The organism is Paenibacillus sp. S-38, assembly GCF_049942825.1.
In the GTDB taxonomy this organism is placed as follows: domain Bacteria; phylum Bacillota; class Bacilli; order Paenibacillales; family NBRC-103111; genus Paenibacillus_G.
The window spans coordinates 1489664-1505182 of sequence record NZ_CP187970.1 but is presented as its reverse complement, the minus strand read 5'-3'; the positions used below and the strand labels follow the sequence as shown (position 1 = coordinate 1505182).

At 61.7% G+C, this 15519-nt stretch carries 11 protein-coding genes and 1 riboswitch; of the genes, 3 read left to right on the top strand and 8 right to left on the bottom strand.

Annotated elements, in window-relative coordinates; translation table 11 throughout:
• Positions 1–612 precede the first annotated feature (612 nt).
• From ACP26L_RS07090 to rbsK, 3 genes are all read right to left on the bottom strand, one after another.
• Positions 613–3798 carry a bifunctional cytochrome P450/NADPH--P450 reductase gene (locus ACP26L_RS07090; RefSeq protein ID WP_426451860.1) on the bottom strand — a complete coding sequence of 1062 codons (3186 nt, stop codon included), beginning with the start codon at positions 3796–3798 and terminating at the stop codon, positions 613–615.
• A gap of 157 nt (positions 3799–3955) precedes the next feature.
• The gene (locus ACP26L_RS07085) at positions 3956–4573 is read right to left on the bottom strand and encodes a TetR family transcriptional regulator (RefSeq protein WP_426451859.1); all 618 of its coding nucleotides are present in this window, start codon (positions 4571–4573) and stop codon (positions 3956–3958) included.
• A gap of 457 nt (positions 4574–5030) precedes the next feature.
• Positions 5031–5939, bottom strand: a complete 909-nt coding sequence (rbsK, locus tag ACP26L_RS07080) for a ribokinase (protein ID WP_426451858.1) — start codon at positions 5937–5939, stop codon at positions 5031–5033.
• An 816-nt stretch (positions 5940–6755) separates the two neighbouring features.
• A riboswitch (SAM riboswitch) is annotated at positions 6756–6905 on the top strand.
• A 215-nt stretch (positions 6906–7120) separates the two neighbouring features.
• On the opposite strand from rbsK, the gene ACP26L_RS07075 reads away from it, so the two are divergent.
• From ACP26L_RS07075 to ACP26L_RS07065, 3 genes are read left to right on the top strand one after another with little or no spacing between them, the layout of a single operon-like run.
• Positions 7121–8146, top strand: a complete 1026-nt coding sequence (locus ACP26L_RS07075) for a methionine ABC transporter ATP-binding protein (protein WP_426451857.1) — start codon at positions 7121–7123, stop codon at positions 8144–8146.
• The gene (locus ACP26L_RS07070; RefSeq protein ID WP_013917163.1) at positions 8139–8804 is read left to right on the top strand and encodes a methionine ABC transporter permease; all 666 of its coding nucleotides are present in this window, start codon (positions 8139–8141) and stop codon (positions 8802–8804) included. The genes ACP26L_RS07075 and ACP26L_RS07070 overlap by 8 nt, the downstream gene beginning before the upstream one ends.
• A gap of 60 nt (positions 8805–8864) precedes the next feature.
• Complete coding sequence (locus ACP26L_RS07065; RefSeq protein ID WP_426451856.1) at positions 8865–9710, top strand: MetQ/NlpA family ABC transporter substrate-binding protein; 846 nt, start codon at positions 8865–8867, stop codon at positions 9708–9710.
• A 1074-nt stretch (positions 9711–10784) separates the two neighbouring features.
• Here ACP26L_RS07065 and ACP26L_RS07060 read toward each other — a convergent pair.
• The 5 genes from ACP26L_RS07060 to ACP26L_RS07040 form a co-directional block, all read right to left on the bottom strand.
• Positions 10785–11906, bottom strand: a complete 1122-nt coding sequence (locus ACP26L_RS07060) for an IS110 family transposase (protein ID WP_426448395.1) — start codon at positions 11904–11906, stop codon at positions 10785–10787.
• Positions 11907–12316: 410 nt separating this feature from the next.
• A complete protein-coding gene (locus tag ACP26L_RS07055; protein ID WP_426451855.1) occupies positions 12317–12826 on the bottom strand; it encodes a hypothetical protein in 510 nt (169 codons plus the stop codon).
• The gene (locus ACP26L_RS07050; RefSeq protein WP_426451854.1) at positions 12823–14496 is read right to left on the bottom strand and encodes a hypothetical protein; all 1674 of its coding nucleotides are present in this window, start codon (positions 14494–14496) and stop codon (positions 12823–12825) included. Before ACP26L_RS07050 ends, ACP26L_RS07055 begins: the two co-directional genes overlap by 4 nt.
• A 73-nt stretch (positions 14497–14569) precedes the next feature.
• Complete coding sequence (locus ACP26L_RS07045) at positions 14570–15310, bottom strand: hypothetical protein (protein WP_426451853.1); 741 nt, start codon at positions 15308–15310, stop codon at positions 14570–14572.
• The gene (locus tag ACP26L_RS07040; protein WP_426451852.1) at positions 15307–15507 is read right to left on the bottom strand and encodes a hypothetical protein; all 201 of its coding nucleotides are present in this window, start codon (positions 15505–15507) and stop codon (positions 15307–15309) included. The genes ACP26L_RS07045 and ACP26L_RS07040 overlap by 4 nt, the downstream gene beginning before the upstream one ends.
• Positions 15508–15519: the final 12 nt, after the last annotated feature.

Here is a 15519-nt window from a genome sequence, read left to right as displayed (position 1 = left end):
GGAGAGAACCAGCGCGGCACGCTAGGAGCTGCCAGCCGGCGTTGGGCGCCGGATAGCAGGGGCTGGTGGCCGCACTGATAAGGCGGACGCAGACCGTCCCCGTGTGCCTAAGCAGCAGCGTTGCGGTAGACGCAGGGCATGAGCGCTATAGCTGTGGGGCTGTCCCATATGCCTAAGCAGCAGCGTTTCGGCAAACGCACCGCACGAGCGCTATAGCTGCGCGGCTGTCCCGTGTGCCTAGGCATCAGCGTTTCGGCAAACGCACCGCAAGAGCGCTATAGCTGCGCGGCTTGCCCCATGTGCCTAAGCAGCAGCGTTTCGGTGAACTTGCTGCCGCGGAAGCCGACAGCACAGCGTCCACCAGCCGCGTGTACCACCCGCTAAAGCCGCTCTTCTGCCGCCGAAAGCCAGCGCCGCCTCGCTTGCAGCGGAAACACTCACGCGACTCGGGGTCGCCCCCTCAGGGGCGACGAGCCTGGCGGCGCGACGAGTCTGCAAGGATTAGCCCGGTATAAACGGCATCCCCCAAACACAGCAGAAGGACCCGCACGCCTCCACCCAGGAAGCTGCGGGTCCTTCCATTTCCTTCTAAGCCTATTGTATCTGCCAAACTCAGCCTGTCGTCCCGGCCCACACATCCTTGGCATAGCGGTTCTCGCGGGCGAGCCCGTCAAGCCAGTCCGCCGCCTCCTGCCCGCTGACGCCGTGAATCTCGCTGTACGCCCGTCGCAGGGCGGCTTCCACGTCGGGCGCCATCCGGCTGCCGTCGCCGCAGATGTACAGCTTGCCGCCCCGGTCGAGCAGCCCGATGAGCAGCGCAGCGTCGCCCTTCATGAGATCCTGCACGTAGGTTTTCTCCTGCCCATCCACGCGGGAGCACGCCGTATGCAGGACGACCAGACCGTCCTTCTCCGCCTGCTCGAGCTCCTCGCGGTAGAGGTAGTCGTGCTGCGGATTGCGGCAGCCGAAGTACAGGTGGGCCTCGCCGAGCGCGGCGCCCTGCGCCTTCAGGACGCGGCGGGCCTGCAGGAAGCCGCGGAACGGCGCCACCCCTGTGCCCGGGCCGACCATGATCACCGGCGTCGCCGGATCCTCCGGCAGCTCAAAGCCCGACTCCGGCGAGCGAACGAACACGACCACCGGATCGCCCGGCTTCCGCTCGGCGAGGTAGTTCGAGGCGATGCCGCGGTATTCCCCCCGGCCGCTCCAGGCCGGGCCGCGGACGACGCTGACCGTGATGCTGACGCGATCCCCCAGCACGCGCGGCGAGCTGGAGATTGAGTAATAGCGCGCCTTCAGCGGCGGCAGCAGCTCGAGGAAGCGCTCGAACGGCAGCTCGCACGCCGGGTACTTCTCGAGCAGCTCGAGCATGGTCACCCGCTTGCGCAGCACTTCGCTCTTGTACGCGTCCTCCTGCAGCAGCGCCTCAAGCTCCCGCTTATGCGGCGGGCACACCGTGTAGGCGGCCAGCTCGCGGAGCTGGGCCCGGCTCGCCGGCTCCTGCAGCTCCACACTTCCCCCGAGCAGATCGGACAGCCGCACCGGCCGGTCGAGCGGCAGGTGCGCCGCGCTGCGACCGCTCGCGTTCAGCACGAGATGGTCCCCCCCCTGCAGGCCGAAGCGCTGCAGCACGCGTCCGACAAGGTCTTTGGGGTTCAGCGGCAGCACGCCCAGGTGATCGCCTTCGCGGTAGCTCACCTCTTCAGGCAGCACCACCTCGATGTGCCTTGTGCTGCGGTCACTGCCTTCCCCCTGCAGCTCGCGGTTCTCCGCGACCGTCGTCTGCAGCGCGTCGTACGACTCGGCCAGCGGTGTGCCGATCAGGCCGCTCACGAACTGCACGGTAAGTGAGCTGCGCTCCTTGCCGGCATTCTCGTTCAGCGACTGGCCGAACGCCTCCATGACCCGCGGCCACAGGTCGCTGCGCCAAGACTCGAGCTGCTGCTCGAAATCGTCGCTGACATCGCCTTCGCCCAGGCCGGCCAGACGCTTCGCCCCCTTGTCCGCGAGCAGCCCGTCAATCTTGCGCGGCACCTGCTGGTAAGTGCTCGCCCAGTTGCGGTCCCCGCAGCCGAACACGGCATAGCGGACGCCCTCCAGCGAGCCCGGCTCCGCCTGCTCAAGCCACTGCACGAACGCACGGGCGTTGTCCGGCGGGCTGCCGTTATATGAGGCGGTCACGATGAAGACCGCCCCCTCCTTCGGCAGGCTGCCGACATGCTCATCGAGCGGCGCAGTCTCGCTCGAGAAGCCCTGATAGCGGGCCGCGTCGGCGAGCTCGCGGGCTATGCCTTCGGCCGTGCCAAGGTTCGAGCCGTAGAGCACGAGCAGCGGCGTATTGTGCTTCGGCACCGGAGCGGCCTCGGCGGCCTGCTCCCGCTTCTCCTCCCGAGGCGCCGCCTCCCGGCCCGGCATCACCACCGCCAGCGGCTCGATGCGCGAACGGACCCGCATCGTGAAGCCCTCCGGCTTCAGCGTCAGCGTTTCTTTGATTTTGAGCTGGTAATTCGTATGGTCGATGATCTCGAAGTGCCGCAGCACCATCCCCAGCACGAGCACAGCCTCATGCAGCGCGAACTGCTGTCCGATGCAGGCCCGCTGTCCGTTGCCGAACGGCTTGTAGGCGTGGGTCGGGATGGCGGACGGGTCCTCGAACCGCTCCGGAATGAACGACTCGACGTCATCGCCCCAGACGGAGGGATCCCGGTGCAGCTTCGGGATGAGAACCGAGACGCTGTCCCCTTTTTTCATCGGGTACCGGCCTCCCAGCATCGTATCTTCCTTCGCCGTCAGCGCGAAGGCGGGGGCCGTAGGCCAGAGGCGCAGCGACTCGTTCAGGATCATGCGGATATACTTCAGCTCACGCACCTGGCTGTAGGTCGGCAGCGGGCTTGTAAGCACCCGGTCGACCTCCTCGTATGCCTTGGCGAGCTTCTCCGGATTCTTCAGGAGGAAATACAGGGCGAACGTCAAAAGACCGCTCGTCGTCTCATGTCCGGCAATCAGGAACGTGATGATCTGGTACCGGATATTCTCATCGTCCAGGGACTCTCCCGTGTGCGGATCGCGCCCGTTCAGCATATGCGCGAGCAGGTCTTCCCCTTCCTTCGAGCCGTGCTCCTTGCGCTCGGCGATGATCTTATCCACCAGCCCGAACATCGTCTGGATGTCATGCTTGTACTGCCGCTTGGAGATGACCATAAGCTTGTCCTGCAGACCGAGCCTCTGCAGCTGGCTCATCGCTTCGTCGAGCGCCCGCACCATCGAGGTGATGAACGGATGCGGCTGATCCCGGTAAAAGCTGTTGAAGCGGTAGTTGAAGCCGCAGAGGCCGATCGTATCGAGCGTAAGGCGTGTCATATCCTCGCCGACTTCGACGCTCTCGTCGGGATTAAGCCGCGCCCACTTCTGTACGAGCTGTACCGCCAGGTCCACCATCATCGCATGGTAGCCCTGCATCGCCCGCTGCGAGAAGCTCGGCAGCAGAATCGCGTGCGCCTTCTGCCAGTTCGGCTCCTCCGTCTCGGCCGTGAAGAGCCCGTCTCCGGCGAATGCCCTGACTTTTTGCAGCGGCGCCCATACATACTTGTCGAAACGCGACTCGTCGCAGGCATCGGCCACCAGTTCGTGGCTCGAGATGTACACGGACTTGCCCCTCGGCAGGTCCAGCTGGAAGATCGGACCGAATTCGTCCGCAATTTTGACAATGGACTGCACCGGTTCCTTCGTATTCAGGTTCGGGAGGTTGCCGAGCGGTCCGAACGTTTTGGGCTGCGGAATCAGACTGGTTTGGGTCATGGATCATTCCTCCTTGATTCGGTTAGTAGGACCCCATCGGATACGCACACTATGCTGCACGCACCCTCGGATTGAATGGCAGACGGGCAGCCTGCCCGAAGTGCTGAACTGACGACAAATAAACCCGAGATCGGAATGAACGTTCATTCCGCAACATCTATGAAATCCCTTGAGCTGCGGCTTGCCCACCCTTTTCTTCCTGCGGATGTACCCGCACCGCGTCCCAACAAGCCTGTTCTACGCTGTCAATGAGATCAGAGGTTTCCTGTATTTTGCCGGCCCGGATCGCTTTGTACAATGCTGCGAAGGCGCCATACACGATCGCAATCAGCGCATCGGACGGCATGGGGCGGATGATGCCCTGCTCCCGGCCAATCCGGAAATAAGCCCGGAGAAAATCCATCATCTCCCGGAACAACTCATGACTCTCTTCACTTAAATAACGTGCGTGCCTGTGGGTCTCCAGCAGGTAAAAGGCACGCTCCTGCTCCTTGGCGAACTCCACCATGCGGAAGAAAATATGCCGGAACTGCTCCCTCGCGTCCCCTTCCGCCGGATATCCCCGCTGCACCGCCTCCGAGAACTCCCGCACACACTCCTGGAATAAGGCGTTGCCCAAGGCTTCTTTATTCGTAAAATAACGGTATATGGTGCCTGCCCCCACAACAGCTTTGTCGGCAATCATAGGCACGGTGGTGGTTTCAAAGCCCTGTTCGGCGAACAATTCAAGGGCCGCGCTCATGATACTCTCCCGCTTGCCTCCAATAACGTTCATCCTCCCCCTTCGGGCATAATTCGTCCTTCTCTCTTTACCCGCCGCCGGGAATCCTGAAGCAAGCTTTGGGCCGGACTTTTCCTATATTTAGGATAATCCCCTGCTCCGCAAAAATCAATTCTCCGCATTTCGCCTTAGAGAAGAGAAAGCACGGCGTTATCATGGGTTCCATCGATTGGAACAAGACCGCATTCATTTACAGGGTGCCCAGCCGCCTCCTTTGTGAGCCGGAGGAGCCTGCCCCCGCAGGCTTTAACTTTGCCTTCTTGAGGGGACAGACTCATCCTGACTTGAAGGAGGCGCAGGGAGCTGCTCCCTCATCCGGCCCTCACCGGATTTCACAGTGCGCACAACTGAGCCCCATCCGCCCAAACTGCATACGCTCTTTCCCATGGTCACTTAGACCCCAACATGGAGTACCCGCCTCCACGCATCCACTCCTCTGCGTCCGGCCTACTTAGCGCTCCGGTACTTCATCCAGGCGCGGCATGCCGGCCTGGGCACCGAAACGGGTCACCGACATGGAAGCAGCCCGGCACGCAAAATCGGCAGCCTGCTGCAGGTCCCACCCGGACGCCAGACCAAAGCACAGCGCGGCATTGAAGGCATCGCCCGCTCCCGTCGTATCCACCGTCTCGACGGGCAGGGCCGGCTCGGTCCGCAGCCGCTCCCCTTCGTCCAGCCAGGAGCTGCCGAGGCGCCCCCGCGTAAGAACCAGCATATGCCCATAGTCCTGCTGCCAGGCAGCCATCACCCGGCGCAGCACTTCCTCCGACGTGTCCTTCTCCCCGCTGAGCAGCGCGAATTCGGTCTCATTCGGTGTCAGGATATCCGCCAGCGAGAGCAGCGGAGCCGGCAGCACCTTAGCCGGGGCGGGATTGAGCACCGTCCGCACGCCGGCCTGGCGCGCAATCTCAAGCGCCCGGTGTACCGTGTCGAGAGGCACCTCCAGCTGGACAAGCAGCACATCGGCCGACTCGATCCGCCCCCGGTGCTGCTCAAGAAGCTCCGGCGTACATTCGGCATTCGCGCCGGGCACGACGGCAATACAGTTGTCCTCCGCAGTGTGGAAGATGGCTGCGGTCCCCGTCGGACGTTCCACCGTACGGACGCCGCCAAGGTCAATGCCTTCCTCCTGCAGCCGCTCCAGAATCTCCCTGCCGAAGTGATCTCCCCCTACCGCGCCGATCATCGCCACCTCCGCGCCGAGGCGAGCACAGCCGACTGCCTGGTTCGCTCCCTTGCCTCCAGGTATGTAATGGATATCCGATCCATGAACGGTCTCCCCCACCTGCGGCATCCGCGGCATGGAAACGACGAGATCCATGTTGAGGCTTCCGACTACGGCAATACGTGGACGCTTCATTATTTACCACACTCCTCTTCTACAGTTTTCATTCCCATCTGAAACAGACCTCTTCCTTGGCGGTATGCCGAAGTCCAAGGCTTCTCTATTGTATTACTACCCGGGAATCGCAGCAGCCTACCGGCCAGCCATGAACGTCCCCCTGCCCCCGGTTTTTATTCGAACGATAGGTTTTGATTGCCCGTTTGCTTCGTCTTTGGTGAGCACCCGATGACCGTGCACTTCCGCCCTGCCCCCTATCCCATCTGATGACGGCACTTCCACCCTGACACTACCCCATCTGGTGACAGCACTTCCGTCCTAACACTATCCTATCTGTTGACAGAACTCCCGCTCTGCCCCTATCCCATCTGGTGCAGTCTTCCGCCCTGCCTCCATCCCATCTGGTGACAGCACTTCCGTCCTGACCAAAAAAGCATCCTGACCGACCGGGTACTTCAGCCGCCGACCGACTCGCCAGCCATCATTCGCGGGCTTCCGCCCTGTTCTTCACGGATTTCATTACCCGGGCACGCCTCGTCTACTATCGAAGCCAATAGAAGATGACCTTTCGAAACTCTCCCTATCATCATCCGATAACGTACATTTCTGTCCCGGCCTTTACTGACGCCGTCCTTCACTTTCTTTCCTTATGGCAAAAACCGGGTTCCAACACTCCCAATCCGGGTAAATCATAGAGTGGGAAACATTGCTAGGGTCCCGGATTACTCGCAGCTGTTGACTTCATCCCTGTTTTTCTATATGATAAAGATCGTTTTTAAGTCCCTAGCAATATGACCCAAGGTTAATTATTCTGCTAATTTCATAGCGGTTCACTTCTTATCAAGAGAGGCGGAGGGATAAGGCCCGATGAAGCCCGGCAACCGTTCCTGTATGGATAAAGCGTGCAAGCGGCAAGGCTTGTTCACGATCCAAGGAAGTCTGGTGCCAATTCCTTCAGAATGCAGCCCGGCTGCGAGGCGCGCTCATGCGGACGCCCCGGCCGGAGCAGGCCCCCAGGCCTTTGGTGCACACCCGCGCACCGGAGGATGGGACAAGGCTGCTGGATTCTGACAGATGAGAGGGCACAGTGTGACATCATAAACCTGTACCTCGCTGCAATCCCCGCAGACCGGCTTCGGCCGCTGCCGGTTGCTTACGATGCTGCAGGTTTTTTAGTGCGTATTTCCGGAGGTGTAGATGTGATTCAACTGCAAGGCGTATCCAAACAATATCCAAGCGGGCGCGGAACCGTTACGGCGCTGCAAAAGATCGACCTGACCGTTAACAAAGGCGAGATCTTCGGCATCATCGGACACTCCGGTGCGGGCAAGAGTACCTTGATCCGCACGATCAACCTGCTTGAGAAGCCGACCGGCGGCACAGTCATTATCGACGGCGTCGAGATGACGAAGCTGAGCAGCCGCCGCCTTCAGGAAGAGCGCCGGTCCATCGGCATGATCTTCCAGCACTTTCATCTGCTCTCGTCGAGCACCGTGGCGGACAATATCGCCTTCCCGCTGCGTCTGTCCAAACGGCCCGAGGCCGAGATCAAGCAGCGCGTGCAGGAGCTTGTCGGACTCGTAGGCCTGAGCGGCCACGAGCATAAGTATCCGTCGCAGCTCTCCGGGGGCCAGAAGCAGCGTGTCGGCATTGCCCGCGCCCTGGCGACGAACCCGAAGGTGCTGCTCTGCGACGAAGCGACATCGGCGCTCGACCCGCAGACGACCAACTCGATTCTCTCGCTGCTGCTCGACATCAACCGGAAGCTGCATATCACCATCGTGCTGATCACGCACGAGATGCACGTGATCCGGACGATCTGCGACCGGGTCGCGGTCATCGACGGAGGTCACATCGTGGAGATGGGCTCCGTGACCGAGGTGTTCCTGAAGCCGCAGCATCCGACTACACGCGATTTCGTGGCGCAGCTCGCGGAAGATCCCGAGACGTTACTCGCTGAGACCGGGGCTGACTCGAGCGCCGGCAGCCGGATCCGCATCCGTGTGACCTTCCTCGGCGAGCAGACGTACGAGCCGGTGCTGTTCGAAACGATGCGTGAGACGAACGTGCCGTTCGTCATTCTGCAGGGGACCGTATCCCGCCTGAAGGATACGCCCTACGGCCAGCTCCTGCTCGAGCTGCGCGTGAACACGGCCGAGGCGGAAGCGGCCATCGCCGCCCTGCGAGGACGCGGACTTGACGTGGAGGTGATGCAGCATGGCTGAGTTTTTGAAAGACATCGTCTGGGAGGATATCTCCCTTGCTACTTATGATACCTTGACGATGCTGGGGCTGTCGACGCTCTTCACCGTGGTGATCGGCCTCCCGCTTGGCATCCTGCTGTTCCTGACCTCGCGGGGCCAGCTGCTGCAGCAGAATGCGCTCTATGCCCTGCTATCCTTCGTGGTCAACGTGCTGCGGTCCGTGCCGTTCATCATCCTGATGATTCTCGTCATTCCGCTGACCCGGGTAATCGTCGGCACGTCGATCGGCGTCCCGGGATCGATTCCTCCCCTCGTCATCGCCTCCGCGCCGTTCTTTGCGCGTCTGGTGGAGACGGCCCTGCGTGAGGTCGACCGCGGCGTGATCGAAGCCGCCCAATCCATGGGCGCCACCTCCGGGCAGATCGTCACCCGCGTGCTGCTGCCTGAAGCCCGTCCGGGCCTGATCGCGGCGATCACGATCACCGCCGTCACGCTCGTCTCCTACACAGCGATGTCCGGTGTAGTCGGGGGCGGCGGTCTTGGGGACCTCGCGATCCGCTACGGCTACCAGCGGTTCAACACGCCGGTCATGGTGGTCACTGTCGTTATATTGCTCGTATTGGTTCAAATCCTACAGTCGCTCGGCGACCGGCTCGTCCGGAGATTTCAGCGCAAGTAAGGATTTTTGATATAGATCCAAGGACTTTATACCACACTACATTTATGGAGGGATTCTACTATGAAAAAACCGCTAACACTCGCCCTGTCTCTGGTTATGGCCTTCTCGCTCGCGGCATGCGGCAGCAAGCCGGCCGAGCAGGCGGCGCCAGCCCCATCGAACGGAAGCGCAGCACCTGCCAAGGAAGTGACGCTGAAGGTCGGCGCAACCGCTGTTCCCCACGCTGAGATCCTGAACAGCATCAAGGACAAGCTCAAAGCCGAAGGCGTGAACCTCGAAGTGAAGGAGTTCACGGACTATGTTCAGCCGAACGTACAGGTATTCGAGAAGCAGCTCGACGCGAACTTCTTCCAGCACACGCCTTACCTCGATGACCAGAACAAAGCTAAAGGCATGAACCTGGTGAAAGTCGTTGGCGTCCACATCGAGCCGTTCGGTGCGTACTCCCAGAAGATCAAGAAAGCCGACGAACTGAAGGACGGCGCTACTGTAGCCATCCCGAACGACCCTTCGAACTCCGGCCGCGCCCTGGCGCTGCTCGAGAAGAACGGCCTGATCAAGCTGAAGGAAGGCGCCGGCATCTCCGGCACCGTGAAGGACATCGTCGAGAACAAGAAGAACCTCAAGATCAGAGAACTCGAAGCCGCCATGCTGCCGCGCGTACTGCCTGAAGTCGACCTGGCCCTGATCAACACGAACTACGCTCTCGAAGCGAAGCTCAACCCCACGAAGGACGCCCTGTTCATCGAGGACAGCAACTCCCCTTACGTGAACCTGCTCGTAGCCCGTCCGGACAACAAGGACTCCGAAGCGATTCAGAAGCTCGCCAAGGCCCTGAACTCCCCGGAAGTCCGCAAGTTCATCGAAGACAAGTATCAAGGCGCTGTCGTTCCAGCGTTCAAGTAAGCATAATCTAAAAAGGCTGCCGCCAAGCTCACCGGAGCAGGCGTGCAGCCTTTTTGTTGTGCGCGGGTTTGCTGGGCGACGGGAGACCTGGGGGATGGGAGGCCAACGGGCGACGAGCCTCGGGCGACGAGCCTCGGGCGACGAGCCTCGGGCGACGAGCCTCGGGCGACGAGCCTCGGGCGACGAGCCTCGGGCGACGAGCCTCGGGCGACGAGCCTCGGGCGACGAGCCTCGGGCGACGAGCCTCGGGCGACGAGCCTCGGGCGACGAGCCTCGGGCGACGAGCCTCGGGCGACGAGCCTCGGGCGACGAGCCTCGGGCGACGCGATGCCTCGGGCGAGAGGATCAGGTGAAGCGGGGGCCTGGCTTGGGGGCTTTGCATTACGGCGTCTCCCGATGCCCGGGACCAGCTGATCCCCCCCCAAATCCCCTGTACCCAAAATAGCGGAACTGTAGTTCGCTATGGCCCACCTATGGACTGCTGAATCAAAAATAGCGGAACTTGGATTCTCTAATTGGACTCTCCGCAGGCAAATGCCCTGTCTTGGGAGTCCATAAGATACCTGAGTTCCGCTGATATGAACGTAACCGAGCAACTCCCAGCACGTATCCCTGTTTTTTTGTACTCCAAACTAAGCCTGTCAAGGTGTTCTTTTTGACAGGCGGCTTCTTTCCTCCCATACTTGTTTACGGGTCTGACTATCAAGTCAGACCCTGCCTTACGGCGAGTAACGGGGTGCAGGGGGCGTGCTCCCTGCATAGTCTTTTTCCTGAGAACAGCGGGACATGTCTACATTCCTTGGCACGAGGGCAAAATGGTTCTTTGCGCCGGCTGGCAACCTGATATTCGTGGGTTCTCACATGTGATTACATACGACCAGAGAGTTTCCTGCTAACTATCAACGCACATAAAGCTCCTGTTCCCTTGCTTTGTGCAGCGGAACTACGCGGATTTCTCTCTGCCTAGCTTTGTACTTTGCCCCCGAGCCAAAGAATGTAACGCATCTTCCTCAAATCCGTTCTCTTACCACCTCCTTCTTCGTATTTTCAAACTTCTATTACAAGCACAAGCGATTATGCTGCCGCCCTTTGCTTCTGGACTTCCTTGGCTATAGCCCAGATAAATCCCAAGAGCTCCCTGGCCACGGCGGTAACGATGGTTCCTTTGTTCTTTCCCCTGAAGCTTAACCTATTAAATTTATGATGCAGTCTTTTATGCGCCTTCCAAGAGATCTCAATAATCTCCGAGCTTAGCTCCTTTTGCCTCTCTCGCAGGGCTCTTCTTACAGCGGGTTTGCTCCGATAGGTCCAGGCGGCTTCGACCAGTACCCGTCGGATATGCGCATTTCCGACTTTCGTGATTCGCCCTTGCCGGCGGCTGCCTCCGCTTGAACTTTCCGAAGGTACCAATCCGGAATAACTCATAAGCTGCGGCGCAAAAGCAAATCTTCCTGCGAGATCTCCGAGTTCGGCCGCAAGAGTAGTGGCCGTAACTAAAGCAATACCATGAAGTCCTTGCAGCGCCTGAATCATGGTAGCCTGGCACCCTGCCGAAGCCTGCCGTTCCATTTCCTTTTCGTATCGCCCAATCCGGTTTGCGGCCTCCCTGATGGTGTTGCGGTATTCTTGAAAGACGATATCCTCGCACGCATCCGTAAAGCGCAAGGTATCCAGCCAGTTCTCGTAGGCCGATGTCCATACCTTCGTGCCGCCCGGTGGATGAAGCTGGTGCCGAAGCAGGAACTTCGTTAGCCGCTGCTTGTGCCGATTCATATCCTGAACCGCATCCTCCCGGGCCCGAACCAAATCCCGCAGCGCTTCGTCCTCGGGCGTAGGTACGTAGATTTCGGTTAACTCTCTGGCCCTGTAGAGCTGCGCTAAACGTATGGCATCCCTTTTGTCGGTTTTAATGCGCTTGTTGCCATCCAATGCTTTGGGCGCAACGACGCTGCAATTGACAAAGAGTTCAAGGAACCAACGATACAGCTGAAACCCTGTAGGCCCGGCCTCATAGCAAACGTCGAGTTTGATCTCATCGTCCTTTGCAAGCTGCTTGACTAACTTTCGCACGGCCTCCTTGGTATGGGGAATCGTCCCCCAGAACCGCACGGGCTCATCTCGATTTTCCGTGGCTATGGCAACGGCAATTTTTTCCTTGGATACGTCTAACCCTACATACTTTGTGGACATACTCATTACTAACCGACTCCTTTTTGTTTGTAGCTCTGTTTTGGATTTGATTGGTGTATTCACTCCAAGTCATTTCCAACTTCAACCTACGTGATGCAAAGAGGTAGTCGGTTTCGTTCATTATAACTATTTCACGGGAAATGACGGGAAATAATCAAATAAGGAATCGTAGTTCCGCTATCTGGGCATGGGGAAGTTTGTTACGGGCCCGGCTCATAAGAGGATCAAAGTGACTGCCTCAGCTGCCGTTCATAACAACCGGGTTGGCCGGTGAACCCTCCGGCTGCCTCGTTCACCAGGCTGCCGTTCATAACGGCCGGGTTGGCCGGTGAATCCCCCGGCTGCCTCGTTCACCAGGCTGCCGTTCATAACGCCCGCCCTGGCCGGTGAACCTGCCGGCTGCCTCGTTCACCAGGCTACCATTCATAACGGCCGGGTTGGCCGGTGAACCCTCCGACTGCCTCGATCACCAACTTGTGCGGCGTCATGCTGGAGCGGTCGAAGGGGCGGCCGTCACTGTCCCGGAACTCGGCGAACGGCAGCGCGGATGTCCCTCTCGGCACGGTACCCGCCTTGTAGACATACCGGCCGTTCAGTGTCACGGTCACACCGGTCCACACGAAGTCGTTACCGTTATCGAGCAGAATATGCTCCTTGGCAAACGACAGTGCGGCCAGCAGACCTGGTGAGTCTGCGGGACGGTCCTGTGCACCGCAGCCTGCGGCCAGCACAAGGCAGAGCAGCAGCGCCCAGAGCTGAAGCCGACAGTGCCGGCCAGCCGATTCGGGGCGTCTGCGTCCGCCGCGAGCGGAACTGTCGCATGTGGAGCTGCCGTACCATCGCTGCGGCTGCTGCCGAAAGAGGAGTCTAACCAATGCCGTAGGCCGGGAGAAACAGGTGCGGTTCGAAGGATCACTCCACTTCATGGCGCTCCCCCTCCCCCGGCGCCGGGCCGTTCCCGGACCGTCAGGCTGAGGTCGAACCACAGCTCCGGCGTGTCCGGGTGGCTGCCGTGTACTTCGACGGCAAGCGTGTTGGTCCCCTGTATCAGAAGCTCAAGGTACTCCTCCAGCGGGAACGATTCGTAGATCACGCCCGAATGAGGAACCCCCAGCGTCCGGTCGTCGACCAGTCCGTCACGGATCGAATCGCGGGCGACCTCCACGCCGTTGAGATAGACGATGATGCCGTCCTCATAAGCGGCCCGGAGCGTCCACTCCTGGCCTTCCTTCGGCGGCACATCCAGCTGGAACGCATGGCGGAAGTAATACGCCGGCGAAGGCCCCGCCGGCAGCGCCGTGGCGATGCCCCGCTGCCTGACGGCGTCGCGGGAGCGCCCAAGCGGCGCCTGCCCGGCGGCCCAGCCGGCGGCGTCAAAGCCCGCGCCGCGCCAGTCGGCGGCAGGCAGCGGCGTCCGCCCGGCGGACGGATGCTCGCCCGCCGGGTCGAGCCCCTCGGGCACGACCGCGGGCAGATCGCTTCCGCCGGGGCGGTAGCGCCACTGCGCTCCGACCGGCACGGCCGCCCGCTCCAGCGGCGCGGGGCCGCCGAGCGCTGCGGCGTCGAGCCCCAACGCCGCGCCCAGGCTGCCGCCTGCGGGCAGGCTCACGCTCAGCCGCGGTCCCCGCCCCTCGAGAAGCAGGTAGCCTCCGGTTTCCTGCTTCTCGCCCGGGGGCGGGGTCCACGCGGCCCAGCCGGCGGGGCCGGGCGCGCTGCGCCAAGCCTCCGGCTGAGGCGCCTGCACGGCTGCCGCGGGCGCCCAGAGGCGGCCGCCGGCGAGCACGAGCTCGACGCCGGCGGCGGTGAAGCCCTGCCAGGCCTGCGGCGCGGCGGGCTCTTCCGCCAGCAGCACGATACGGTGCGGCTGCGGGTTCTCGGCGGCAGTGCGCTGCAGCCAACCAAGCTGCACCTGCGGTTCCTCCGCCAGCTTGGCGGCATTCAGGAACCAGAAGCGCGCCTGGCCGTAATCGACGGAGTAAGCCGTGCGGCCATAGCCGGCAAGCTGTTCCTCCGGGATGTGCGGGAAACGGACTTCGGGCTGCTGCCCGGCAGCCCCCGCCCCGTCCCCTACCGGGAAGAACGTCCGCGGCGCCGCTCCACTGCGGGCCAGCCCTGCCGGACCGGCGAAGAAAAGCACGTCCGGTGACTGCGCCACCAGCCGCTCGAGCTCCCCTGGAGCAGACGTTCCCAGATCCGCAAGACTGTACACCGCCTGCCAGGATCGCTCTTCACCCGACGCAGCCGCCAACTCCGCTCTGCCGGTCACCGGCGGACGGGACCAGAGGAGCGCACCGGCCAGCCCTCCGAAGAGCAGCAGGAAGAGCAGCGTAACCGGCAGGAAGCGCCGGGCGCCGGTTCCCGGACGGCTTGTGCCGCCGCCTTTTCCCTCCCGTACGAATGCTTGGCCGGCAGGATGCCCGGAGGAACGTTCCGCATGCCGCTGGGACATGAGGGAGACTTCACGGCCTGCAGCCTCTGTTAGGTCAGAGTATAACAGCCCTTCGGCCCGGGCAGAGCCTTCAGCCTCCGGCACATTCGCCGTGCGGACCGGAGCCCGCCTCCTCCGTACTCCATGATCCGTCATCTCATCCGTCACGTTCCATCCCCCCTCTTCACCGACTGCCTGCAGTCCAACCCTTCCAACGACCCGATTGCAAAAAACTGCCCCCCTAAGCCGGCCAACCGTAGATGGCATGATACACCGGCGGCCACAGGAGCAGGAGCAGCAGCACAAAGACGGCGGCAAAGCCATACGCCCACGTCTTGAGCGGCGGATCGTACCGGCGCAGCAGCAGAAACAGCATGGGCCAGGAGCCGAGCCAAGCCGCAAGCGCCGCCGCTTCCTTGCCTGCATAAGGTCCGATGCGCAGTCCGCCCGGCACCCAGGAGGCCAGCTTCAGCAGGCGCGGATTGGCGGAAGCCGGGTCGCCCGAGCTCCACCAGTGCGCTGCGGTCAGTACGGCCATCCCGAGCAAAACCGCCAGCATGGCCGCTACAGCTTCACCGTTCTTTGCCGCGGAGGCGCTGTCCCTCCCGCCAACTCCGCGGCTGCTCTCCGCATGCTTTGCAGCCTCATCTTCTTCGGAAGCTTCGCCTGCCGCAGCACCATCGCTCTCCTCTCGGCTGCTCTCCACTGCCGTTCCAGCCCCATCTACCCACCGACTCGCTCCCGGTACTGCACCTACCACGGCTTCTCTACTCTTCCCCGCAGCACCGTTCTTCGTTCGTTCGCCAACTTTCCGGTTTCTCCGGGCCTTCATACCAGCCTCCACTTCCCACCGGCCTGCTCCCGACCCCGCGCCTGCCGCGTCTTCTCCTCCCTTGAGCGTGGAGCCGCTTTCGCTCCTGCCGGCCAGTCCCCGGACCGGCACCGCTTCCGTACCGGATTCCTCACGTCCCGCTTTCCTCAACGGCTGCTCCCTCCTCTCGCTCCTCCCTTGAGCGTGGAGCCGATTTCGCTCCTGCCCGCCAGTCCCCGAACCGGCTCCGCTTCCGTACCGGATTCCGTCCCGCTTTCCTCAACGGCTGCTCCCTCCTCTCGCACCAGCCGGCCAAGTCTGCTGCCTATGAGTCCCGTAAGCCCGTCCGCTTCCTGACTATGCGGCATATCCTATGATAA

Excerpts from the sequence above, each read along its gene's own strand:
- ACP26L_RS07090 (WP_426451860.1), bottom strand. The coding sequence starts at position 3,798 with ATGACCCAAACCAGTCTGATTCCGCAGCCCAAAACGTTCGGACCGCTC.
- ACP26L_RS07085 (WP_426451859.1), bottom strand. The coding sequence starts at position 4,573 with ATGAACGTTATTGGAGGCAAGCGGGAGAGTATCATGAGCGCGGCCCTT.
- rbsK (WP_426451858.1), bottom strand. The coding sequence starts at position 5,939 with ATGAAGCGTCCACGTATTGCCGTAGTCGGAAGCCTCAACATGGATCTC.
- ACP26L_RS07070 (WP_013917163.1), top strand. The coding sequence starts at position 8,139 with ATGGCTGAGTTTTTGAAAGACATCGTCTGGGAGGATATCTCCCTTGCT.
- ACP26L_RS07065 (WP_426451856.1), top strand. The coding sequence starts at position 8,865 with ATGAAAAAACCGCTAACACTCGCCCTGTCTCTGGTTATGGCCTTCTCG.
- ACP26L_RS07060 (WP_426448395.1), bottom strand. The coding sequence starts at position 11,906 with ATGAGTATGTCCACAAAGTATGTAGGGTTAGACGTATCCAAGGAAAAA.
- ACP26L_RS07055 (WP_426451855.1), bottom strand. The coding sequence starts at position 12,826 with ATGAAGTGGAGTGATCCTTCGAACCGCACCTGTTTCTCCCGGCCTACG.
- ACP26L_RS07040 (WP_426451852.1), bottom strand. The coding sequence starts at position 15,507 with ATGCCGCATAGTCAGGAAGCGGACGGGCTTACGGGACTCATAGGCAGC.